This window comes from Escherichia sp. WS2035 (assembly GCF_046487065.1).
GTDB lineage: Bacteria > Pseudomonadota > Gammaproteobacteria > Enterobacterales > Enterobacteriaceae > Escherichia > Escherichia coli.
In genome coordinates this window covers 117435-141006 of sequence record NZ_JBJQKD010000009.1, presented here as the reverse complement: position 1 = coordinate 141006, position 23572 = coordinate 117435, and the positions used below count along the sequence as shown (strand labels likewise).

Below are 23572 nucleotides of genomic sequence, written 5' to 3'. Positions count from 1 at the left end.
AATAAGCAATCGAACGTTCATTCGAACATATTGGGAACGATAAACCCTCATGATATATTGCTACGATGAATATTTAGGTGGAATTCTCCGATCCCTGGGAGGATGATTTTTGCACAGAGAAATTACGATATGAAACGCGGGCTCAGTTGTCACCAGCCCGCGGAAAGAGAGAGAGGATCAGGATGCGGTTAATATACCGCCAATCATCGCGCGTAATCCCTGAGCAAACGACGCTTCACGCGCCAGATCTTCCGCTTCGATATCGGCCAGTACACCGTAGGTCAGATCCAGCAGTAAACGTGAAGTCATTGCCGTGTTGATGTCTGGGCTTATCTCGCCTTTTTGCTGGGCATCACGCATCCGCTGGGCAACAAATTCCGTGATCGTCATATGCTTATTTTTAAGCATGGCGGCGACCTGTGGGTTACGCATCCCTTCCGCCATAATTTCGACCACCAGCGCTCGTTGCCCAAAGGCTTCATGGGTGAGAGAGACAATAGACTCGACCATATAGTCAACGAAATGAATCCCTTCAATCGGTTCCCGGAAACGGGCCAGCGCCCTCTCCTGGTCCTGTAAGATAATCGCCTGAATCAAGGCTTCTTTGGAGATGAAATGGTGATAGAGCGTCCCGGGACTAATGGCGCAGGATTTACAGATGGCTTTCATCGAGGCACTGTGAAATCCATTTTCTGAAAAAATCTCTCTGGCAGCATTGAGGATCCGGGTCCGTGTCGGTTGTGCTTCAGTCTGCATGTTATCCATCATTAAACCATTATAGTTAGCATGAATAACTAGTTTACCGCGTTGTCAGGTGAGCGCCTATCATTGCTGTTGAATAGTGCGAAGGCACACTCAATTCGTAAGCTTTTTATCCAGATATTGGTTAACCAATAGCCGTGATTTGGCTGCCAGTTGTTTAGCAGAGACGTTGACGAGTTGCACACGCTATCCCGGTAAACAACACATACGGCTGTTTACCGGTTCGTTAGTGTATTAATTGAGTTCCTGTACCCCATCACCGGAGACGGTGAGAATTTGTCCGCTTACCCAGCTGGCTGCAGGCGAACAAAGGAACAGCGCCGCGTTAGCAATATCTTGCGGTTGGCCCAGACGTCTGATTGGTGTGTGTTGCAACATTTTCTGTTCAATTTCTGGGGTAATAACGGATTTCAGGGCATTGGTTAATATTGCCCCCGGCGCAATGCCATTCACCCGAATATTTTTTTCACCCAGGTCAAACGCCATATTTCTGACCAGATGACTGGCCGCAGCTTTAGATGATGCATAGGAGGTCATGTTTATATTTTTATTTTCTGCCGCCATAGAAGTAATGGTCAGAATAACGCCACCGCCATTTTTTTCCATTTCTGGCGCAATAAGTTGTGACAGATGGAAAAAAGAAAATACATTCAGTTCATAAGCGCGGCGAAAATCTGCCATTGGCATATCAAACGGTTTAGGCCCACCGCCACCGGCGTTGTTAACCAGGATATCAACTTTACCCAACTTACTGACGGCAAAGTCTGCCAGTGCAGAGAGTTCCTGTTCGGAAGTAATATCGCAGCGGCAGGCAAATGCCTGACCACCCAGTTGTTGAATTTCATCTACAACATGATTAGCTGCATCGGCGTTAATATCACTGACCACCACAGATGCGCCAGCTGTCGCGAATGTAATGGCGATTTCTTTACCAATACCTGCACCCGCACCTGTAATGATGGCGCATTTTCCGTCGAGTCTCAGGTTGTCAGAATTAAACACATAAACCTCCTGTGAACTTCAGTAAAAATAAAAGGCACCGCCTGTGTGCCACATTTTTTATCATTAACCTTGAGGAAAGGACACTACCAGGTATAGCAGATAAAGAGAGGATTATTTCGCCGCAATGAGCCGGGCGGGAATAATAAGATTGCGTGAATGCGTCTCTTCATGGGTGATTTTTTGCATCATGCGATCCGCAAGTGTGGTACCAAGTTCCCGCGCTGGCGTGCTGGCCCAGATAACGGGTATATCATCAAGTGTGGTAGGCGTTGCATCGGTAAATGCCGCCAGCGAAACCTGTTGCTCAAAGTAACGATCGACTCCGCTTTCCCCGCTTTGCCTTCCTGCTTTCAGCAAACCAAACCATGCCCCCATCGCAATAGTTTCGTTATAGCAAACCACGGCGCTGATGGTCGGGTTATGACGTAAAAGCGCCGTGATAGCTTCCGCGGCTTGCTTCTGGCTGGAAGTGCACTCCAGCACCCAATCGCTGTGAAACGGCAGGCCAAATTTTAGTAGAGTCGCACAATAGCCCCCCACCCGTTCTGCCCGGGTTAATGAGGAACTTTGCCCTCCCAGCCAGGCGATACGCTGATGCCCATTGCGAATGAGATGCTCCGTCAACAACTGTGCAGCCTGCATGTTGTCCGGGCGAACCGTATCAACGTCATCAAGATAACTGGCACGGGAAGCGAAAATCACCGGGATAGCTTTTTCTTCTGCTATCCGTCGCAGGTCATCGCTGCTTCCTGCAGCCCCGGCAATTACCACACCATCGACACCCTGATTCAGTAATAGTGAAAACCGCTGTGCCAGCTGCTCGCCGTCTTTACCGCCGTGAAGCAAAAAAACCATCCGTCCCTGCGCTTCCAGAGCTTCCGTCAATCCGGCCGTCAATTCGGCGTAAAACGGCGCAGATAAATCACGGACGATCAAACCAATGACGCCACTTTGCCCGCCGCGCAGCGCCGACGCCTGCCGATTGCGCACAAATCCCAGCTCTTCAATGGCGGCGTTAACGCGTTCTCCTGTGGCGGTAGAGATTCGCCCTTTGCCACTAAGCACCAGCGAAACGGTACTTACCGACACGCCCGCAGCCAGCGCAACATCATGAATGGTTATTTTTTTGGCGGTAGCCATGCAGATGACCTACTCCCTGATTATGTGACAGATAAAACGTTTTATCTTCTCGCGCAATTTACTGAATCCAGATTGTTCTCTACGAGGAGTCGTTTTATGACGGCGAAAACAGCACCGAAAGTCACGCTGTGGGAGTTCTTCCAGCAGTTAGGCAAAACCTTCATGTTACCCGTGGCATTATTGTCGTTCTGCGGCATTATGCTCGGCATTGGTAGTTCTCTTAGCAGCCATGATGTCATCACCCTGATCCCGGTCCTGGGCAACCCCGTGTTGCAGGCTATCTTTACCTGGATGAGTAAGATTGGCTCGTTTGCTTTTAGTTTCCTGCCAGTCATGTTCTGTATCGCCATCCCGCTGGGTCTGGCACGCGAAAACAAAGGCGTAGCGGCATTCGCTGGCTTCGTCGGTTATGCGGTAATGAACCTCGCGGTAAACTTCTGGTTGACCAATAAAGGCATTCTGCCAACCATGGACGCCGCCGTTCTGAAAGCCAATAACATCCAGAGCATTCTTGGGATCCAGTCGATCGACACCGGGATCCTCGGTGCGGTGATCGCCGGTATTATCGTCTGGATGCTGCATGAGCGATTCCATAATATCCGCCTGCCGGATGCGCTGGCATTCTTCGGCGGTACGCGCTTCGTACCAATCATCTCCTCGCTGGTGATGGGTCTTGTCGGCCTGGTGATTCCATTAGTCTGGCCGATTTTCGCCATGGGTATTAGCGGCTTAGGCCATATGATCAACAGCGCGGGTGATTTCGGACCGATGCTGTTTGGTACCGGTGAACGTCTGCTGTTGCCGTTTGGTCTGCATCACATTCTGGTGGCATTAATTCGCTTTACCGACGCAGGCGGCACGCAGGAAGTCTGCGGTCAAACCGTCAGCGGTGCACTGACCATCTTCCAGGCGCAATTGAGTTGCCCGACCACTCACGGTTTTTCTGAAAGCGCCACGCGTTTCCTTTCGCAAGGTAAAATGCCTGCGTTTCTCGGCGGTCTGCCAGGTGCAGCGTTAGCTATGTATCACTGTGCGCGCCCGGAAAATCGCCATAAAATTAAAGGTCTGCTGATTTCTGGCCTGATCGCCTGTGTCGTTGGCGGCACGACCGAACCTCTGGAATTCCTGTTCCTGTTCGTAGCGCCAGTTCTGTATGTCATCCACGCGCTGTTAACCGGCCTCGGCTTCACTGTCATGTCTGTGCTCGGCGTCACCATCGGTAATACCGACGGCAATATCATCGACTTTGTGGTGTTCGGTATTTTGCATGGTCTGTCAACCAAGTGGTACATGGTGCCAGTAGTGGCGGCAATCTGGTTTGTCGTTTACTACATCATCTTCCGTTTCGCTATCACCCGCTTCAATCTCAAAACCCCGGGGCGCGATAGTGAAGTTGCCAGTTCAATCGAAAAAGCCGTTGCCGGTGCGCCGGGTAAATCAGGTTACAACGTTCCGGCAATCCTCGAAGCCTTAGGCGGTGCCGACAATATTGTCAGTCTCGATAACTGCATTACGCGTCTGCGTTTGTCTGTAAAAGATATGTCGCTTGTTAATGTGCAGGCACTGAAGGACAATCGGGCAATTGGCGTAGTACAACTTAATCAACATAACCTGCAGGTTGTTATCGGGCCACAAGTTCAGTCAGTAAAAGATGAAATGGTCGGTCTGATGCGTACTGTCCAGGCATAAGGATAAGATATGTTCGATTTTTCAAAGGTCGTGGATCGTCATGGCACATGGTGTACGCAGTGGGATTATGTCGCTGACCGTTTCGGCACTGCTGACCTGTTACCGTTCACGATTTCAGACATGGATTTTGCCACTGCCCCCTGCATTATCGAGGCGCTGAATCAGCGCCTGATACACGGCGTGTTTGGCTACAGCCGCTGGAAAAACGATGAGTTTCTCGCGGCTATTGCCCACTGGTTTTCCACCCAGCATTACACCGCCATCGATCCTCAGTCGGTGGTGTATGGCCCTTCTGTTATCTATATGGTTTCAGAACTGATTCGTCAGTGGTCTGAAACAGGTGAAGGCGTGGTGATCCACACACCCGCCTATGACGCATTTTACAAGGCCATTGAAGGTAACCAGCGCACAGTAATGCCCGTTGCTTTAGAGAAGCAGGCTGACGGCTGGTTTTGCGATATGGGCAAGCTGGAAGCCGTGCTGGCGAAACCAGAATGTAAAATTATGCTCCTGTGTAGCCCACAGAATCCTACCGGGAAAGTGTGGACGTGCGATGAGCTGGAGATCATGGCTGACCTGTGCGAGCGTCATGGTGTGCGGGTTATTTCCGATGAAATCCATATGGATATGGTTTGGGGCGAGCAGCCGCATATTCCCTGGAGTAATGTGGCGCGCGGAGACTGGGCGTTGCTAACGTCGGGATCAAAAAGTTTCAATATTCCCGCCCTGACCGGTGCTTACGGGATTATAGAAAATAGCAGTAGCCGCGATGCCTATTTATCGGCACTGAAAGGACGTGATGGGCTTTCTTCCCCTTCGGTACTGGCGTTAACTGCTCATATCGCCGCCTATCAGCAAGGCGCGCCATGGCTGGATGCCTTACGCGTCTATCTGAAAGATAACCTGACGTATATCGCAGATAAAATGAACGCTGCGTTTCCTGAACTCAACTGGCAGATCCCGCAATCCACTTATCTGGCCTGGCTTGATCTACGTCCGTTGAATATTGACGACAACGCGTTGCAAAAAGCGCTTATCGAGCAAGAAAAGATCGCGATCATGCCGGGATATACCTACGGTGAAGAAGGTCGTGGTTTTGTCCGACTCAATGCCGGCTGCCCACGTTCGAAACTGGAAAAAGGTGTGGCTGGATTAATTAACGCCATCCGCGCTGTTGGTTAACCCCAATTGCGCAACGTAAAAAATCGTTGCGCAATCGTGGATTTTTACCCTGCTTTGTTTTTATAATGGTGCGCACTTTTATATCCAGAAAAAGAGTGCGACCATGATTGATACCACCCTGCCATTAACTGATATCCATCGCCACCTTGATGGCAACATTCGTCCCCAGACCATTCTTGAACTTGGCCGCCAGTATAATATCTCGCTTCCTGCACAATCCCTGGAAACACTGACTCTCCACGTTCAGGTCATTGCCAACGAACCCGATCTGGTGAGCTTTCTGACTAAACTTGACTGGGGCGTTAAAGTTCTCGCCTCTCTTGATGCCTGCCGCCGCGTGGCATTTGAAAACATTGAAGATGCAGCCCGTAACGGCCTGCACTATGTCGAACTGCGTTTTTCACCAGGCTACATGGCAATGGCACATCAGCTGCCTGTAGCGGGTGTTGTCGAAGCGGTGATCGATGGCGTACGTGAAGGTTGCCGCACCTTTGGTGTGCAGGCGAAGCTTATCGGTATTATGAGCCGGACCTTCGGCGAAGCCGCCTGTCAGCAAGAGCTGGAGGCCTTTTTAGCCCACCGTGACCAGATTACCGCACTTGATTTAGCCGGTGATGAACTTGGTTTCCCGGGAAGTCTGTTCCTTTCTCATTTCAACCGCGCGCGTGATGCGGGCTGGCATATTACCGTCCATGCAGGCGAAGCTGCCGGACCGGAAAGCATCTGGCAGGCGATTCGTGAACTGGGGGCGGAGCGTATTGGACATGGCGTAAAAGCCATTGAAGATCGGGCGCTGATGGATTTTCTCGCCGAGCAACAAATTGGTATTGAATCCTGTCTGACCTCCAATATTCAGACCAGCACCGTGGCGGATCTGGCTGCACATCCGCTGAAAACGTTCCTTGAGCATGGCATTCGTGCCAGCATTAACACTGACGATCCCGGCGTGCAGGGAGTGGATATCATTCACGAATATACCGTTGCCGCGCCAGCTGCTGGGTTATCCCGCGAGCAAATCCGCCAGGCACAGATTAATGGTCTGGAAATGGCTTTCCTCAGCGCAGAGGAAAAACGCGCACTGCGAGAAAAAGTCGCCGCGAAGTAACAAAAATGGATGGTGCTAATTGCACCATCCCCTTTTCACGCAAGGCACAAAGTCGCGCGATGTTTGGCGGATTCGATGCCCAGCTCAATCAACTCCATTACCTGGATTGCCTGACTTGCCGGAACCGGATTTTCACCATCGCCATTTAACGCATCACGAATAGCCGCATAGTAAGCCGGATAATTCCCCGGCACTGTCAACAGCGTTTCTTCGACACGTTCCTCACCTTCCACGCGGGTAAGTACGCCATCACGCATATCGTAGCCCCAGTCTTCCTGCGGCAGACGCTCGCCATTTTTCAGACGTTCTTCCTGTGGATCGAGGCCATATTTCACATAACTGCCTCGGGATCCATGCACGATATACCGTGCTGACTCAGCGGCTGCCAGCATGGTGCCGTGTAAAATCACTCGCCGCTGCGGATAGGACAAGATAGCGTGGAAATAATCGGTCGACTGCGCTCCGGGCCGTAACTGTGCCAAATCTACCGTCATGCTAACCGGTAAACCAAATAGCGTAATGGCCTGATCAAGAAGGTGCGGTGCTAAATCGTACCAGATACCGCTGCCTGGGCCGCCCTGTTCACGCCAACGATCGCGTACCTGCGGACGGAAGCGGTCAAAATGAGACTCAAAGTAAGCAACTTCCCCCAGCACGCCTTCCGCGAGCAAACCTTTTAGGGTCAGAAAATCGCTATCCCAGCGACGGTTATGGAATACAGACAACACACGCCCCAGGGTTTTTGCCAGCGCATCCAGCTCTCGTGCTTGTGACAGTGTCACGGTAAAGGGTTTATCAACGACCACATGTTTACCCGCCTCAAGCGCCGCTTTAGCTAACGGAAAATGGGTATCGTTGGGTGTAGGAATGACAATCAGGTCTATGTTGGGATCGTTAAACAGATGCTTCGGCTCAGAGACAACCGTAACCGTTGGCCAGTCGGCTTTTACTTTTGTTTCATCGCTGCTGGAGATTACCGCCAGTTCCAGCCCGGGCGTGCCCGCAATCAGGGGCGCATGGAAGGTTTTGCTCGCATAACCATACCCAATCACCCCAACACGGATGTTGTCGCTCATGTCATTGCCTCTCATTGAAGTATGATGGCTATTTGACACTATCCTTTACCCTCGCTCAACAGTTTAATAACCTGCCAGCAATAAGGGATGTTGTTTAACTTAAGTCAAAAAAATAGCGATTTTTCCAACGACAAAAGCTAAATATCGCAAAAACCTCAGTAAAAATCTTGCTGGAGCTATTATTGCTAAGTAACATTTACCCCCTGAAGTTAATGGATCAATCAACAGAGATGTGGGCTGTAATGAATCGTCTTATTGAATTAACAGGTTGGATCGTTCTTGTCGTTTCAGTCATTCTTCTTGGCGTGGCGAGTCACATTGACAACTATCAGCCACCTGAACAGAGTACTACGGTACAACACAAGTAAGCTCTGCACTTGTTGAGCGACATGCTGCCCGTCCGGGTGCATGTTTTCACTTGTCGGATATTAAACCAGGAATTTATTATCTTGTTCGATGTTGTTGATGATTGTCAGGGATAGTAAAGCGCGTTACTCTTTTCAGAGCAGTTTTTCATCCCTGAATATTTGCCATCAGCGCATTCTTATTATTGTAATAACACAAGCGTTCACTTTTGGTGAAATTTTATCATCACTAATAATACCTACCCCTTTGGTATTAATTATTTATGGACCTTTTATGACTGTTCAGGACTACTTATTAAAATTTCGCAAAATCAGTTCACTCGAAAGTCTGGAAAAACTCTACGACCATCTTAATTACACCCTGACGGACGATCAGGAACTGATCAATATGTATCGTGCTGCCGATCACCGTCGCGCAGAGCTGGTTTCTGGCGGGCGTTTGTTTGACCTCGGCCAGGTACCGAAGTCCGTCTGGCACTATGTCCAGTAAAGAAAGTAGCGATCGGTTATAAAAGCCTTATAATAACGCCCCTAAAATTAGATTTGTCTGTTTGCGTCGCTATTCTGGAGAACCTATGACCACCACAACGCCACAACGTATTGGAGGCTGGTTGCTTGGCCCGTTGGCCTGGCTTTTAGTCGCTCTGTTGAGTACGACGCTGGCGTTGTTGCTGTATACCGCTGCGTTATCTTCTCCGCAAACATTTCAAACGCTCGGCGGACAAGCACTGACGACACAAATCTTATGGGGCGTTTCTTTTATTACCGCTATCGCCATGTGGTATTACACACTGTGGTTGACCATCGCTTTCTTTAAACGTCGGCGTTGTGTTCCTAAACACTATATTATCTGGCTGCTTATTTCCGTATTGCTGGCAGTAAAAGCGTTCGCTTTTTCACCCGTAGAAGATGGCATAGCCGTTCGCCAGTTGCTGTTTACTTTGTTGGCAACCGCATTGATCGTCCCCTATTTCAAACGCTCGTCGCGGGTGAAAGCGACGTTTGTGAATCCGTAATAACCTTACAGTTAACCTGTTGTCGCCTGCTCTGGATTAACGGATAATAGGCGGCTTTTTTATTTCAGGCCGAAAAATGACTGACTACCTGTTACTGTTTGTCGGAACTGTACTGGTCAATAACTTTGTACTGGTCAAGTTTCTCGGTCTCTGTCCGTTTATGGGGGTTTCCAAAAAGCTGGAAACCGCGATGGGCATGGGGCTGGCAACAACGTTTGTAATGACGCTGGCGTCTATTTGCGCCTGGCTTATCGATACGTGGATTTTGATCCCACTTAATCTGATTTATCTGCGCACCCTGGCGTTTATTCTGGTGATTGCTGTGGTTGTGCAGTTCACCGAAATGGTGGTGCGCAAAACCAGCCCGGTACTTTACCGTCTGCTGGGGATTTTTTTGCCGCTTATCACCACCAACTGTGCCGTGCTCGGCGTGGCGTTGCTGAATATCAATCTCGGGCACAATTTCTTGCAGTCAGCGCTGTACGGTTTTTCCGCCGCTGTCGGTTTCTCGCTGGTGATGGTGCTCTTCGCCGCCATCCGCGAACGCCTTGCTGTGGCTGATGTCCCGGCACCTTTTCGCGGTAATGCCATTGCGTTAATTACCGCAGGTCTTATGTCTCTGGCCTTTATGGGCTTTAGTGGTTTGGTGAAGTTGTAATGAATGCTATCTGGATTGCCGTTGCCGCCGTGAGCCTGCTGGCCCTGGCGTTTGGCGCCATTCTGGGTTATGCCTCCCGCCGTTTTGCGGTGGAAGACGATCCGGTCGTTGAGAAAATTGACGAAATCTTACCGCAGAGCCAGTGTGGTCAGTGCGGTTATCCCGGCTGTCGCCCCTACGCGGAAGCCATCAGCTGTAACGGTGAAAAAATCAACCGTTGCGCCCCAGGTGGCGAAGCTGTGATGCTAAAAATTGCCGAGTTGCTTAATGTCGAGCCGCAGCCGCTGGATGGCGAAGCGCAAGAGCTAACGCCAGCGCGGATGGTGGCGGTTATTGATGAAAATAACTGTATTGGCTGCACTAAATGTATTCAGGCGTGTCCGGTAGACGCCATCGTTGGCGCTACCCGCGCCATGCATACGGTAATGAGTGATCTCTGTACGGGCTGCAATTTATGTGTTGATCCGTGCCCGACGCACTGCATCTCGTTGCAACCGGTCGCAGAAACTCCTGACTCCTGGAAATGGGATCTGAACACCATTCCCGTGCGTATCATTCCCGTGGAACACCATGCTTAAGTTATTCTCTGCATTCAGAAAAAATAAAATCTGGGATTTCAACGGCGGCATCCATCCACCGGAGATGAAAACCCAGTCCAACGGTACGCCCCTGCGCCAGGTACCACTGGCGCAGCGTTTTGTCATTCCACTAAAACAACATATTGGCGCTGAAGGTGAGTTGTGCGTTAGCGTCGGCGATAAAGTATTGCGCGGCCAGCCGCTTACCCGTGGTCGCGGCAAAATGCTGCCGGTTCACGCGCCCACCTCGGGTACCGTTACGGCTATTGCGCCCCACTCTACGGCTCATCCTTCAGCTTTAGCTGAATTAAGTGTGATTATTGATGCCGATGGCGAAGACTGCTGGATCCCGCGCGACGGCTGGGCCGATTATCGCTCTCGCAGTCGCGAAGAGTTAATCGAGCGCATTCATCAGTTTGGTGTTGCCGGGCTGGGTGGTGCGGGATTTCCGACAGGCGTTAAATTGCAGGGCGGCGGAGATAAGATTGAAACGTTGATTATCAACGCTGCTGAGTGCGAGCCGTACATTACCGCCGATGACCGTTTGATGCAGGATTGCGCGGCTCAGGTCGTAGAGGGTATCCGCATCCTTGCGCATATTCTGCAGCCGCGCGAAATTCTTATCGGCATTGAAGATAACAAACCGCAGGCGATTTCCATGCTACGCGCGGTGCTGGCGGACTCCCACGATATTTCTCTGCGGGTGATTCCCACCAAATATCCTTCTGGCGGTGCTAAACAATTAACCTACATTCTGACCGGGAAGCAGGTTCCACATGGCGGGCGTTCATCCGATATCGGCGTATTAATGCAAAACGTCGGCACCGCTTATGCAGTGAAACGTGCCGTTATTGATGGCGAGCCGATTACCGAGCGTGTCGTGACCCTGACTGGCGAAGCAATCGCTCGCCCGGGCAACGTCTGGGCACGGCTGGGTACGCCAGTGCGTCATTTATTGAATGATGCCGGATTCTGCCCCTCTGCCGATCAAATGGTGATTATGGGCGGCCCGCTAATGGGCTTTACCTTACCGTGGCTGGATGTCCCGGTCGTAAAGATTACCAACTGTCTTTTGGCTCCCTCTGCCAATGAACTTGGCGAACCACAGGAAGAACAAAGTTGCATCCGTTGTAGCGCCTGTGCTGACGCCTGCCCTGCGGATCTTTTGCCGCAACAGCTGTACTGGTTCAGCAAAGGTCAGCAACACGATAAAGCCACCACGCATAACATTGCCGACTGCATTGAATGTGGGGCTTGCGCGTGGGTTTGCCCGAGCAATATCCCCCTGGTGCAATATTTCCGTCAGGAAAAAGCTGAAATTGCGGCTATTCGTCAGGAAGAAAAGCGCGCCGCAGAAGCCAAAGCGCGTTTCGAAGCGCGCCAGGCTCGTCTGGAGCGCGAAAAAACGGCTCGCCTTGAACGACATAAGAGCGCAGCCGTTCAACCTGCAGCCAAAGATAAAGATGCGATTGCTGCCGCTCTGGCGCGGGTGAAAGAGAAACAGGCCCAGGCTACACAGCCTATTGTGATTAAAGCGGGCGAACGCCCGGATAACAGTGCAATTATTGCAGCACGGGAAGCCCGTAAAGCGCAAGCCAGAGCGAAACAGGCAGAACTGCAGCAAACTAACGACGCTGCAACCGTTGCTGATCCACGTAAAACTGCCGTTGAAGCGGCTATTGCCCGCGCCAAAGCACGCAAGCTGGAGCAGCAACAGGCCAATGCGGAGCCAGAACAACAGGTTGATCCGCGCAAAGCCGCCGTCGAAGCCGCTATTGCCCGTGCCAAAGCACGCAAGCTGGAACAGCAACAGGCTAATGCCGAACCAGAACAACAGGTCGATCCGCGCAAAGCTGCCGTCGAAGCGGCTATTGCACGCGCCAAAGCGCGCAAGCTGGAACAGCAACAGGCCAATGCGGAACCAGAAGAACAGGTTGATCCACGCAAAGCCGCCGTCGAAGCTGCTATTGCCCGTGCCAAAGCACGCAAGCTGGAACAGCAACAACAGGCTAATGCGGAACCAGAAGAACAGGTTGATCCACGCAAAGCCGCCGTCGAAGCCGCTATCGCCCGCGCCAAAGCACGCAAGCTGGAACAGCAACAGGCCAATGCGGAGCCAGAACAACAGGTCGATCCGCGCAAAGCTGCCGTCGAAGCGGCTATTGCACGCGCCAAAGCGCGCAAGCTGGAACAGCAACAACAGGCTAATGCGGAACCAGAAGAACAGGTTGATCCACGCAAAGCCGCCGTCGAAGCTGCTATTGCCCGTGCCAAAGCACGCAAGCTGGAACAGCAACAGGCTAATGCAGAGCCAGAAGAACAGATTGATCCGCGCAAAGCGGCAGTTGCTGCGGCTATTGCCCGCGTTCAGGCCAAAAAAGCCGCCCAGCAAAAGGTTGTAAACGAGGACTAAATGGTATTCAGAATAGCTAGCTCCCCTTATACCCATAACCAGCGCCAGACATCGCGCATTATGATGTTGGTATTGCTCGCAGCCGTGCCAGGAATCGCAGCGCAACTGTGGTTTTTTGGTTGGGGTACTCTCGTTCAGATCCTGTTGGCGTCGGTCAGTGCTCTTCTGGCCGAAGCTCTCGTCCTCAAACTACGCAAGCAGTCGGTAGCTGCAACGTTGAAAGATAACTCAGCATTGCTGACAGGCTTATTGCTGGCGGTAAGTATTCCCCCCCTCGCGCCATGGTGGATGGTCGTGCTGGGTACGGTGTTTGCGGTGATCATCGCTAAACAGTTGTATGGCGGTCTGGGGCAAAACCCGTTTAATCCGGCAATGATTGGTTATGTGGTCTTACTGATCTCCTTCCCGGTGCAGATGACCAGCTGGTTACCGCCACATGAAATTGCGGTCAACATCCCTGGTTTTATCGACGCCATACAGGTTATTTTCAGCGGACATACCACCAGTGGTGGTGATATGAACACGCTACGCTTAGGTATTGATGGCATTAGTCAGGCGACACCGCTGGATACATTTAAAACCTCTGTCCGTGCCGGTCATTCGGTTGAAGAGATTATGCAATATCCGATCTACAGCGGTATTCTGGCGGGCGCTGGTTGGCAATGGGTAAATCTCGCCTGGCTGACTGGCGGCGTGTGGTTGCTATGGCAGAAAGCGATTCGCTGGCATATTCCCCTCAGCTTCTTAGTAACGCTGGCGTTATGCGCAACGTTGGGCTGGTTGTTCTCACCAGATACTCTGGCAGCACCGCAAATTCATCTGCTGTCTGGTGCGACCATGCTCGGCGCATTCTTTATTTTGACTGACCCGGTTACCGCTTCTACGACCAATCGTGGTCGTCTTATTTTCGGCGCGCTGGCGGGCTTATTAGTCTGGTTGATCCGCAGTTTCGGCGGCTATCCTGACGGCGTGGCTTTTGCCGTCCTGCTGGCGAACATCACGGTTCCTCTGATCGATTACTACACGCGTCCGCGCGTCTACGGCCATCGCAAAGGGTAAACCATGCTGAAAACTATCCGAAAACACGGCATTACGTTGGCGCTCTTTGCAGCGGGTTCAACAGGGTTAACTGCGGCCATCAACCAGATGACCAAAACGACAATTGCTGAGCAGGCCAGTCTGCAACAAAAGGCGTTATTTGATCAGGTGCTGCCAGCTGAACGCTATAACAATGCGCTGGCACAGAGTTGCTATCTGGTAACTGCGCCAGAGTTAGGTAAAGGTGAGCATCGGGTTTACATCGCCAAACAGGATGACAAACCGGTAGCTGCCGTTCTGGAAGCAACCGCGCCAGATGGCTATTCCGGTGCGATTCAGCTGCTGGTGGGAGCCGATTTTAACGGCACGGTACTTGGCACGCGCGTGACTGAGCACCACGAAACGCCAGGGCTTGGCGATAAAATCGAACTGCGCCTTTCTGACTGGATCACCCATTTTGCGGGTAAAAAAATCAGTGGTGCGGATGATGCGAACTGGGCGGTGAAGAAAGATGGTGGTGATTTCGACCAGTTCACTGGCGCGACGATTACTCCCCGCGCGGTGGTTAATGCGGTAAAACGCGCCGGATTGTACGCTCAGACGTTACCGGCACAACTTTCTCAACTTCCTGCCTGTGGAGAATAAAACGTGAGCGAAATTAAAGACGTTATTGTTCAGGGGTTGTGGAAAAACAACTCTGCGCTGGTCCAGCTGCTCGGCCTTTGTCCTCTGTTGGCGGTCACGTCCACTGCCACTAACGCTCTGGGTTTAGGACTTGCGACTACGCTGGTACTGACGCTAACCAACCTGACCATTTCGACGCTGCGTCACTGGACGCCCGCCGAGATCCGCATTCCCATTTACGTGATGATCATCGCCTCGGTGGTCAGCGCTGTACAGATGCTGATCAACGCCTACGCCTTTGGCCTGTATCAATCATTAGGGATTTTTATTCCGCTGATTGTCACTAACTGTATCGTTGTGGGCCGCGCTGAAGCCTTCGCCGCCAAAAAAGGTCCGGCGCTTTCGGCACTGGACGGCTTTTCAATTGGTATGGGCGCAACCTGCGCCATGTTCGTGCTGGGTTCACTACGCGAAATTATCGGCAATGGCACGTTGTTTGACGGTGCAGATGCGCTGTTAGGTAGCTGGGCAAAAGTATTACGCGTGGAGATTTTCCACACCGACTCCCCTTTCCTGCTGGCGATGCTGCCACCAGGTGCATTTATTGGCCTGGGACTGATGCTGGCAGGAAAATACCTGATTGATGAAAAAATGAAAAAGCGCCGTACTGAAGCAGCTGCCGAACGTGCATTGCCAAACGGTGAAACAGGGAATGTCTGATGAACAAAGCAAAACGCCTGGAGATCCTCACTCGCCTGCGTGAGAACAATCCTCATCCCACCACCGAGCTTAATTTCAGTTCGCCTTTTGAATTGCTGATTGCCGTACTGCTTTCCGCTCAGGCGACCGATGTCAGTGTTAATAAGGCGACGGCGAAACTCTACCCGGTGGCTAATACGCCTGCAGCGATGCTTGAACTGGGCGTTGAAGGGGTGAAAACCTATATCAAAACGATTGGCCTTTATAACAGCAAAGCAGAAAATATCATCAAAACCTGCCGTATATTACTGGAACAACATAATGGCGAGGTTCCGGAAGATCGTGCTGCGCTTGAAGCCCTGCCTGGTGTAGGTCGTAAAACAGCCAACGTCGTATTAAACACTGCATACGGCTGGCCGACTATTGCTGTCGACACGCACATTTTCCGCGTTTGCAATCGTACTCAATTTGCGCCGGGGAAAAACGTCGAACAGGTAGAAGAAAAGCTACTGAAAGTGGTTCCGGCAGAGTTTAAAGTCGACTGCCACCATTGGTTGATCCTGCACGGGCGTTATACCTGCATTGCCCGCAAGCCTCGCTGTGGCTCTTGTATTATTGAAGATCTTTGTGAATACAAAGAGAAAGTTGACATCTAAAGATCAGGGGTAACACCGATTACCCCATTCATAACCTTTCTTTATCCTCTTTTAAAACATCTTTTTAACGTCAATGATGCCATTGCTTAGCGTTATCATCAGGTAATCCGTTTGCAGATAACCAAAAATGCAGGTTAATTGTTTTTTTAATAGCGAAATTTTCTATTCATTCGTGATCAAGATCACGATGCTGTGGCAATGTAAAAACATTGCAAGAATCAGGTTAAAATCATTTAAATTTACACACACAACAAATATTGACCTACAAAACATTACACTGGCTATTTTTCAGAAACTGGACTATCTCACTAGGAAAAACGCTAAATAGTAGAACATATCGCCGTTAAGCCATCATCACCCTCTCAGGGTAGTGAAAAAATCTGCCGTTACGTTTTTTGAAAAATTTAACGCTGGATAACATTTCCCGGAATGGTTGAATTCCCCGCCTCAGTTATATGTAACAGATTATTACAAAGGACTTGTCTGAAAGTGCAAGATAGTGAACATTACCTGCCGTTTCCCCTCCCACTATAACAATTGCGCGTATGTTTTTTAGACATAACGCGAGAAAGCACCCCCGTTAATATGGGATGTAAAAAAAGAGGTAAAAGTGTCCACTGCAAACCAAAAACCAACTGAAAGCGTCAGTTTGAACGCTTTTAAACAACCGAAGGCGTTCTATCTCATCTTCTCGATTGAGTTATGGGAACGTTTTGGTTATTACGGCCTACAAGGAATTATGGCTGTTTACCTGGTTAAACAACTGGGTATGTCTGAAGCGGATTCAATCACCCTTTTCTCTTCCTTTAGTGCCCTGGTTTATGGTCTGGTCGCTATCGGCGGCTGGTTAGGTGACAAGGTACTGGGTACTAAACGCGTAATTATGCTCGGCGCTATTGTGCTGGCGATTGGTTATGCTCTGGTTGCCTGGTCTGGTCACGACGCCGGTATCGTTTATATGGGTATGGCGGCTATTGCGGTCGGTAACGGCCTGTTTAAAGCTAACCCGTCTTCTCTGCTTTCTACATGCTATGAGAAAAACGACCCGCGTCTGGACGGTGCATTCACCATGTACTACATGTCCGTCAACATCGGCTCTTTCTTCTCTATGATTGCTACGCCGTGGCTGGCCGCGAAATACGGCTGGAGTGTTGCGTTTGCGTTGAGCGTTGTAGGCCTGCTGATCACTATCGTTAACTTCGCCTTCTGCCAACGTTGGGTTAAACAGTACGGTTCAAAACCAGACTTCGAGCCTATCAACTACCGTAACCTGCTGCTGACCATTATTGGTGTTGTGGCACTGATCGCTATCGCCACCTGGCTGCTGCACAATCAGGAAGTTGCGCGTATGGCGCTGGGCGTTGTTGCCTTCGGTATTGTGGTTATCTTCGGTAAAGAAGCCTTCGCGATGAAAGGTGCTGCGCGTCGTAAAATGATCGTTGCCTTCATCCTGATGCTCGAAGCCATTATCTTCTTCGTGCTTTATAGCCAGATGCCAACGTCACTGAACTTCTTTGCGATTCGTAACGTTGAACACACCATTCTGGGCCTGGCCGTAGAACCTGAGCAGTATCAGGCACTGAACCCGTTCTGGATCATCATTGGTAGCCCGATTCTGGCCGCTATCTATAACAAGATGGGCGATACCCTGCCGATGCCAACCAAGTTTGCTATCGGCATGGTGATGTGTTCTGGTGCGTTCCTGATTCTGCCGCTGGGTGCGAAATTCGCGTCTGACGCTGGTATCGTGTCTGTAAGCTGGCTGGTCGCGAGCTATGGCCTGCAGAGTATCGGGGAACTGATGATCTCTGGCCTGGGTCTGGCAATGGTTGCACAACTCGTTCCGCAGCGTCTGATGGGCTTCATTATGGGTAGCTGGTTCCTGACCACTGCCGGTGCAAACCTGATTGGTGGTTATGTTGCAGGTATGATGGCTGTGCCGGATAACGTTACCGATCCGCTGATGTCACTGGAAGTCTATGGTCGCGTATTCTTGCAGATTGGTGTCGCTACTGCCGTTATTGCAGTACTGATGCTGTTTACCGCGCCGAAACTGCACCGCATGACGCAGGATGACGCTGCAGACAAAGCGGCGAAAGCAGCCGTAGCGTAAAATTCAGGGAAACTCATTTACAAGCCGCTAACTTTTCGTTAGCGGCTTTTTTTTTGTTCAGCAACGCACTACCATACTTTAAACCACAGACAAAAGGAGTTACCGATGAAATTGTTCTACAAACCGGGCGCCTGCTCTCTCGCTTCCCATATCACCCTGCGTGAGAGCGGAAAGGATTTTACGCTCGTCAGTGTGGATTTAATGAAAAAACGTCTCGAAAACGGTGACGATTACTTTGCCGTTAACCCTAAGGGACAGGTACCTGCATTGCTGCTGGACGATGGTACTTTGCTGACGGAAGGCGTAGCGATTATGCAGTATCTTGCCGACAGCGTCCCCGACCGCCAGTTGCTGGCACCGGTAAACAGTATTTCCCGCTATAAAACCATCGAATGGCTGAATTACATCGCCACCGAGCTGCATAAAGGTTTCACACCTCTGTTTCGCCCTGATACACCGGAAGAGTACAAACCGACAGTTCGCGCGCAGCTGGAGAAGAAGCTGCAATATGTGAACGAGGCCCTGAAGGATGAGCACTGGATCTGCGGGCAACGATTCACAATTGCTGATGCCTATCTGTTTACGGTTCTGCGCTGGGCATACGCGGTGAAACTGAATCTGGAAGGGTTAGAGCACATTGCGGCATTTATGCAACGTATGGCTGAACGTCCGGAAGTACAAGACGCGCTGTCAGCGGAAGGCTTAAAGTAATAGCCATCGGCCCACAGGTCGTTGTGGGCCGAAATGAGATATTTCAGAGCTTTGTTGCGCTGAAATAATGTTCTGGATTGGCAATACGATCCTGAGCAGCAACCACTTGCAGCTCATATTCCTGCATTGCTTTTGTGGTCACCATGATTTCGTATACTGCAGCGGTCACATGTTCCAGGGCCTCCTGCAGCGTTGCCCCCTGAAGCAGTTTCACCAGCAGTAAACCGCTCGTCACATCACCAACACCTACCGGCTGGCGCATACCAAAATCCACCAGCGGACGGCTGATATGCCAGGCTTCATCGGCGGTGACTAGCAGCATTTCAAAACGGTCACGGCTGTAGCCAGCTCGCGCCAGGTGTTTAACCAACACAATTTGTGGCCCTTGCGCAATGAGTTCGCGCGCTGCCAGAACCGCTTCTTCGACGTTATTTACCGGATGCTCACAGAGTATTTCCAGCTCAACCAGATTCGGCGCAATGATATCGCTGGCAGGCAAACCGTGCCGCACATGAAACTCTGCGACACCCGGTGCAACGATACAGCCTTTTTCCGGATGACCCATTACCGGATCGCAAAAATATTTCGCCTGTGGATTCGCTGCTTTCACCTGACGAACGATACCGAGGATATGTTCACCCTGCTCCGCCGATCCCAGATAGCCACTTAATACGGCATCACAGGTGTGTAATTTATCAATGGCGGCAATGCCTTGCACAATTTCGGTTAAATGGCTGGGCGGCATCACGCAACCGGTCCATTTGCCGTATTGGGTGTGATTAGAAAATTGAACGGTGTTCAGCGGCCAGACGTTCGCGCCCAGGCGGCGCATCGGAAACTCTGCCGCACTGTTACCCGCATGACCATAAACAACGTGAGACTGGATAGCGAGAATATTTTTCATCATGTTCCCTGTATAAAAACCAGGGGGAGTGATTTCTCACTCCCCCTTTCCACTTAATGCATTATTTCCAGCAAATCAGACAGTAATTCTTTTTGCCGCGACGCAGTAAGGTAAAACGACCAAACAGACGATCTTCTTCTTTAAAGAAGTATTCAGGATCGGACTGTTTTTCACCGTTAATGGTGATGGCATTGGAGGCGATAGTTTTACGCGCCTGACCACGGGAAGGTTGCAGTTCAGAATCGACCAGCGCCTGCATCAGGTCTGCGCCCTTTTCCATCTCAACCATCGGTACGCCGTCCTGCGCCAGCTGTTCGAAGTCCGCTTCACTCAGCGCACTCAAGGAACCGCTGAACAGGCATTCGGTAATACGTTTTGCCGCCTGCAAACCTTCTTCACCATGCACCAGACGTGTCACCTGTTCTGCAAGCACATACTGGGCGCGCGGTGCTTTACCGCTGTTTTTATCTTCTTCTTCCAGGGCGTTGATCTCTTCAATGCTCATGAAGGTGAAGAACTTCAGGAAGCGGTAAACGTCGGCATCCGCAGTGTTGATCCAGAACTGGTAGAATTTGTACGGGCTGGTTTTCTTCGGATCCAACCAGACTGCGCCGCCTTCAGTTTTACCAAATTTGGTGCCGTCTGCTTTGGTGATCAGCGGAACGGTCAAGCCAAACACCTGATTCTGATGCAGACGACGGGTCAGGTCGATACCAGAAGTGATGTTACCCCACTGGTCAGAACCACCGATTTGCAGCACCACACCGTACTGTTTGTTCAGACAGGCGAAGTCATAACCCTGCAACAGGTTGTAGGAAAACTCAGTGAACGAAATCCCCTGATCTTCACGGTTGAGACGCTGCTTAACCGCTTCTTTGTTGATCATCTGGTTAACGGAGAAGTGTTTGCCAATATCGCGCAGGAAGGTCAGCACATTCATATTGCCGAACCAGTCATAGTTGTTCGCCGCGATAGCAGAGTTTTCTCCACAGTCGAAATCGAGGAACGGGGCAACCTGCTTGCGGATTTTGTCCACCCACTCCTGAACAGTTTCTTCAGTGTTCAGCTTACGCTCGGCAGCTTTGAAGCTCGGGTCGCCAATCAGACCCGTCGCGCCGCCTACCAGCGCAACCGGCTTGTGGCCCGCCTGCTGGAAGCGTTTCAGGCATAACAATGGAACAAGATGCCCCAAATGCAAGCTGTCAGCGGTAGGATCGAAGCCGCAATAGAGCGCGATCGGGCCTTGCGCCAGTCGCTCTGCTAACGCTTCCTCGTCCGTCACCTGGGCTACCAGCCCCCGCTCTTGCAATTGTTTAATCAAGTTACTGCTTGCCATCAAAATCTCCATGTATATAACGACTGCACCTTTGCCGGTACACGACTTTTCGCCAGATGCGAAAGAGACATAGAATAAAGTGCCAGAATCAGGAGTACCAGCGATTAAAGCAAGATTTTTGCATCTTTTCAGGGTGCAAGACGATCAATCTTCCACGCATCATTTTCACGCTGGTACAAAAAGCGGTCATGCAGGCGATGCTCACCGCCCTGCCAGAACTCAATCTGTTCAAGGCTGACGCGAAAACCACCCCAAAAACTTGGCAATGGCACTTCGCCCTGTTGAAACTTCTGCTTCAGCTCCAGGAATTTACTTTCAAGGATACCGCGGGCAGAAATGCGACTGGACTGCTTCGAAACCCATGCACCAATCTGGCTATCACGCGGGCGGCTATGAAAATATTTCATCACTTCGAGAGTCGAAAGTCGTTCCGCTTTACCGATCACCATCACCTGGCGTTCAAGGGTATGCCACGGGAACAGCAGGCTAACGCGCGGATTATTTTCGATTTGATGTGCTTTACGGCTGCCGAGGTTGGTGTAAAACACCATGCCTTTTTCGTCGTAATGTTTGAGTAAAACGATGCGCTGATAAGGCTGACCATGTTCATCCACGGTAGCGACCACCATCGCGGTAGGGTCAGCCAGTTTGGCTTCACAAGCCTGAGAGAGCCAACGTTCAAAAAGGGTTAATGGATCGGCGGGTAGATCGCGGCGGCGTAACCCGCCTTTGGTGTATTCACGGCGCAGATGCGCGATTTGCTGCAATTCGTCGTTATCAGACATGGTTTTCTTTACGGATTGTCAGTGGGTGACGCTATTGTGCGCCGCCCCTGGAAAAATCTCAACGCTGCGGATTTTGTAACTGACAGTTATTCAAGACGATGCGGTCGCGTTTATAGACAGTCGCTTCCTCGCCTTTCGACCAGAAAACATAGATTCCGTCGGTGTAACGTGCACCAGACGCTGAAATGCCCTGTTTGAGATGCAGTAGTTGATTATCGTAAACAAAACTGACTTCCTGGCGCGGATTATTCAGTTTGACCGTCAACGGTTTTTCATCACACTGGTATTCAAGCGTATCGGTTTGCATGCGCTCAACCAGTTGATTGAACGCGCTACAGCCGGTGAGAAGCACCGGCAAACAGATCAGTAACAGTTTTTTCATAGACATATCCCGAAGACTTTCCTGGTCTGGAGGGCAATACGCCCTCCCTAACGTTCCAAGTGTAACGGCAGACGCGGTAAGAAAAATTCAGTTAACTCTGATATCACGGGTTAGCGGGGAAAATAGCCCCCAGTACCGTCTCCTGGCTTGCGCCAGTGACGGAAGGCAGATTTCCTGGTAATCCCGCCAGCGTTCGCCAGGCAAGCCAGGCGAACGCCAATGCTTCCATGTCATCGCCACTAATGCCAACGGCATCGGTGGTGGTGACTTCTGTGCCTGGCAGTAATGCCGCCAGACGCGCCATGAGTAGCGGATTACGACTACCTCCACCACATACCATCAATCGTTCGCAGCCACCGCTCAACAAAACTTGTTCAGAAATGGTCACGGCGGTGAGTTCTGCCACTGTGGCCTGCACATCACGGGGATCAACCCCCGGAAAATGGCGCAAATGGCGCTCCAGCCAGCCGTAGTTAAAGTATTCGCGTCCGGTGCTTTTCGGTGCGGGTTGCGAGAAATATGGGTCGCTGAGCATATTTTGCAGCAGTGGGAGAATAACTTTACCCGCCCGTGCCCACTCGGCATCTTTATCGTAAGGTTTACCGGCCTGACGCCAGATCCAGGCATCCATCAGCATGTTACCAGGACCGGTATCGTAGCCCCCAACCGGCTGGCCAGGAATGAGCAGTGACAGATTGGCGATGCCGCCAATATTGAGCACCATTCGTCGCTCGGTTGGGTGAGCCAGCAGCGCATGATGGAACGCAGGTACCAGCGGTGCACCTTGTCCTCCCAGGGCAATATCGCGACGGCGAAAATCACCGACAACCGTAATTCCGGTGCGCGCCACAATTTGATTGTTATCGCCAATCTGTAAAGTGTGTGGTGCCACGCCCGTCGGTTCGTGCCAGACGGTTTGACCGTGACAGCCGATCGCAACGATATCTCTCGCCTGCAGGTTTTGTTCCTTAAGCAAGGCATTGACCGCATCAGCAAAAAGTCGCCCGAGTTGAGTATCAAGCTGTCCAAACTGCGAAAGTGTAAGCTGCTGGCCCTGGCAAATATCCAGTACAGCCTGTTTCAGAGACACCGGGATCGGCCAGCTCAAACTTGCCAGCTGTGCGACCCGGTGTTCATCAATTGTCGCTAACACAACATCAACACCATCAAGGCTGGTGCCTGACATAACGCCAATAAAGCGGCCCGATTTCATAGTTCATCCTTTTTCAATCTGACGTTTGCGCACCACTCAAACATAAACTTTTCGTGAATACCACGCGGAATGACCAATTTTTACCGTTGGTAGTAAAACATTATCTTCAAATCAATAATCATCAT

24 protein-coding genes are annotated in these 23572 nt (G+C 51.0%); 15 read left to right on the top strand and 9 right to left on the bottom strand.

The window, feature by feature from the left end; all coding sequences use genetic code 11:
• Positions 1 to 177: 177 nt before the first annotated feature.
• The 3 genes from uidR to malI form a co-directional block, all read right to left on the bottom strand.
• The gene (gene uidR, locus ACJHX4_RS16285; RefSeq protein ID WP_000969092.1) at positions 178 to 768 is read right to left on the bottom strand and encodes a DNA-binding transcriptional regulator UidR; all 591 of its coding nucleotides are present in this window, start codon (positions 766 to 768) and stop codon (positions 178 to 180) included.
• Positions 769 to 996: 228 nt separating this feature from the next.
• Positions 997 to 1764 carry a 7-alpha-hydroxysteroid dehydrogenase gene (gene hdhA / locus ACJHX4_RS16280; protein ID WP_000483357.1) on the bottom strand — a complete coding sequence of 256 codons (768 nt, stop codon included), beginning with the start codon at positions 1762 to 1764 and terminating at the stop codon, positions 997 to 999.
• A 111-nt stretch (positions 1765 to 1875) separates the two neighbouring features.
• A complete protein-coding gene (gene malI, locus ACJHX4_RS16275) occupies positions 1876 to 2904 on the bottom strand; it encodes a mal regulon transcriptional regulator MalI (RefSeq protein WP_000179502.1) in 1029 nt (342 codons plus the stop codon).
• Positions 2905 to 3000: 96 nt separating this feature from the next.
• On the opposite strand from malI, the gene malX reads away from it, so the two are divergent.
• The 3 genes from malX (at position 3001) to add (ending at position 6880) form a co-directional block, all read left to right on the top strand.
• On the top strand, positions 3001 to 4593 hold the full coding sequence (malX, locus tag ACJHX4_RS16270) for a PTS maltose transporter subunit IICB (protein WP_000125586.1): 1593 nt from the start codon (positions 3001 to 3003) through the stop codon (positions 4591 to 4593).
• A 9-nt stretch (positions 4594 to 4602) separates the two neighbouring features.
• Positions 4603 to 5775, top strand: coding sequence for a bifunctional maltose regulon transcriptional repressor/cystathionine beta-lyase MalY (gene malY / locus ACJHX4_RS16265; RefSeq protein WP_000459358.1), 1173 nt, complete (start codon positions 4603 to 4605; stop codon positions 5773 to 5775).
• A 103-nt stretch (positions 5776 to 5878) separates the two neighbouring features.
• Positions 5879 to 6880, top strand: coding sequence for an adenosine deaminase (gene add / locus ACJHX4_RS16260; protein ID WP_021533499.1), 1002 nt, complete (start codon positions 5879 to 5881; stop codon positions 6878 to 6880).
• 35 nt (positions 6881 to 6915) lie between these two features.
• Here add and ACJHX4_RS16255 read toward each other — a convergent pair whose 3' ends face one another.
• Entirely contained in the window at positions 6916 to 7956 is a 1041-nt protein-coding gene (locus ACJHX4_RS16255; protein ID WP_001282552.1) for an oxidoreductase, read from the bottom strand.
• A gap of 242 nt (positions 7957 to 8198) precedes the next feature.
• Between ACJHX4_RS16255 and blr the strand changes: the two genes are divergently transcribed.
• The 12 genes from blr (at position 8199) to gstA (ending at position 18827) form a co-directional block, all read left to right on the top strand.
• Positions 8199 to 8324 carry a division septum protein Blr gene (gene blr / locus ACJHX4_RS16250; protein WP_001296096.1) on the top strand — a complete coding sequence of 42 codons (126 nt, stop codon included), beginning with the start codon at positions 8199 to 8201 and terminating at the stop codon, positions 8322 to 8324.
• A gap of 271 nt (positions 8325 to 8595) precedes the next feature.
• A complete protein-coding gene (gene ydgT, locus ACJHX4_RS16245; protein WP_000217950.1) occupies positions 8596 to 8811 on the top strand; it encodes a transcription modulator YdgT in 216 nt (71 codons plus the stop codon).
• 85 nt (positions 8812 to 8896) lie between these two features.
• A complete protein-coding gene (locus tag ACJHX4_RS16240; protein WP_000214176.1) occupies positions 8897 to 9337 on the top strand; it encodes a DUF2569 domain-containing protein in 441 nt (146 codons plus the stop codon).
• Between the two features lie 76 nt (positions 9338 to 9413).
• On the top strand, positions 9414 to 9995 hold the full coding sequence (gene rsxA, locus ACJHX4_RS16235; protein ID WP_000133193.1) for an electron transport complex subunit RsxA: 582 nt from the start codon (positions 9414 to 9416) through the stop codon (positions 9993 to 9995).
• The gene (rsxB, locus tag ACJHX4_RS16230; RefSeq protein ID WP_000991797.1) at positions 9995 to 10573 is read left to right on the top strand and encodes an electron transport complex subunit RsxB; all 579 of its coding nucleotides are present in this window, start codon (positions 9995 to 9997) and stop codon (positions 10571 to 10573) included. The genes rsxA and rsxB overlap by 1 nt, the downstream gene beginning before the upstream one ends.
• Entirely contained in the window at positions 10566 to 12986 is a 2421-nt protein-coding gene (gene rsxC, locus ACJHX4_RS16225; RefSeq protein ID WP_000915728.1) for an electron transport complex subunit RsxC, read from the top strand. The genes rsxB and rsxC overlap by 8 nt, the downstream gene beginning before the upstream one ends.
• Positions 12987 to 14045: an electron transport complex subunit RsxD gene (rsxD, locus tag ACJHX4_RS16220; protein WP_000231965.1), complete on the top strand. Its 1059-nt coding sequence runs from the start codon at positions 12987 to 12989 to the stop codon at positions 14043 to 14045.
• A 3-nt stretch (positions 14046 to 14048) separates the two neighbouring features.
• On the top strand, positions 14049 to 14669 hold the full coding sequence (gene rsxG, locus ACJHX4_RS16215) for an electron transport complex subunit RsxG (protein WP_000920791.1): 621 nt from the start codon (positions 14049 to 14051) through the stop codon (positions 14667 to 14669).
• Positions 14670 to 14672: 3 nt separating this feature from the next.
• A complete protein-coding gene (rsxE, locus tag ACJHX4_RS16210; protein ID WP_001289646.1) occupies positions 14673 to 15368 on the top strand; it encodes an electron transport complex subunit RsxE in 696 nt (231 codons plus the stop codon).
• A complete protein-coding gene (nth, locus tag ACJHX4_RS16205) occupies positions 15368 to 16003 on the top strand; it encodes an endonuclease III (protein ID WP_001030342.1) in 636 nt (211 codons plus the stop codon). The genes rsxE and nth overlap by 1 nt, the downstream gene beginning before the upstream one ends.
• 610 nt (positions 16004 to 16613) lie before the next feature.
• Positions 16614 to 18116 (top strand): dipeptide/tripeptide permease DtpA, encoded by a 1503-nt coding sequence (gene dtpA / locus ACJHX4_RS16200; protein WP_000100937.1) that lies wholly within the window; start codon positions 16614 to 16616, stop codon positions 18114 to 18116.
• Between the two features lie 105 nt (positions 18117 to 18221).
• Positions 18222 to 18827 (top strand): glutathione transferase GstA, encoded by a 606-nt coding sequence (gstA, locus tag ACJHX4_RS16195; RefSeq protein WP_000765749.1) that lies wholly within the window; start codon positions 18222 to 18224, stop codon positions 18825 to 18827.
• 43 nt (positions 18828 to 18870) lie between these two features.
• Here the strand turns inward: gstA and pdxY are convergent, their stop codons facing one another.
• The 5 genes from pdxY to anmK all read right to left on the bottom strand — a co-directional run bounded on the left by pdxY (position 18871) and on the right by anmK (position 23447).
• Positions 18871 to 19731, bottom strand: coding sequence for a pyridoxal kinase PdxY (gene pdxY / locus ACJHX4_RS16190; RefSeq protein ID WP_001296097.1), 861 nt, complete (start codon positions 19729 to 19731; stop codon positions 18871 to 18873).
• A 61-nt stretch (positions 19732 to 19792) separates the two neighbouring features.
• The gene (tyrS, locus tag ACJHX4_RS16185) at positions 19793 to 21067 is read right to left on the bottom strand and encodes a tyrosine--tRNA ligase (RefSeq protein WP_001295400.1); all 1275 of its coding nucleotides are present in this window, start codon (positions 21065 to 21067) and stop codon (positions 19793 to 19795) included.
• 128 nt (positions 21068 to 21195) lie between these two features.
• Positions 21196 to 21852: a pyridoxamine 5'-phosphate oxidase gene (gene pdxH / locus ACJHX4_RS16180; protein WP_001282319.1), complete on the bottom strand. Its 657-nt coding sequence runs from the start codon at positions 21850 to 21852 to the stop codon at positions 21196 to 21198.
• Positions 21853 to 21910: 58 nt separating this feature from the next.
• Positions 21911 to 22240, bottom strand: coding sequence for a C-type lysozyme inhibitor (gene mliC / locus ACJHX4_RS16175; RefSeq protein WP_000061974.1), 330 nt, complete (start codon positions 22238 to 22240; stop codon positions 21911 to 21913).
• Between the two features lie 97 nt (positions 22241 to 22337).
• Positions 22338 to 23447 carry an anhydro-N-acetylmuramic acid kinase gene (anmK, locus tag ACJHX4_RS16170; protein ID WP_000835082.1) on the bottom strand — a complete coding sequence of 370 codons (1110 nt, stop codon included), beginning with the start codon at positions 23445 to 23447 and terminating at the stop codon, positions 22338 to 22340.
• Positions 23448 to 23572 lie beyond the last annotated feature (125 nt).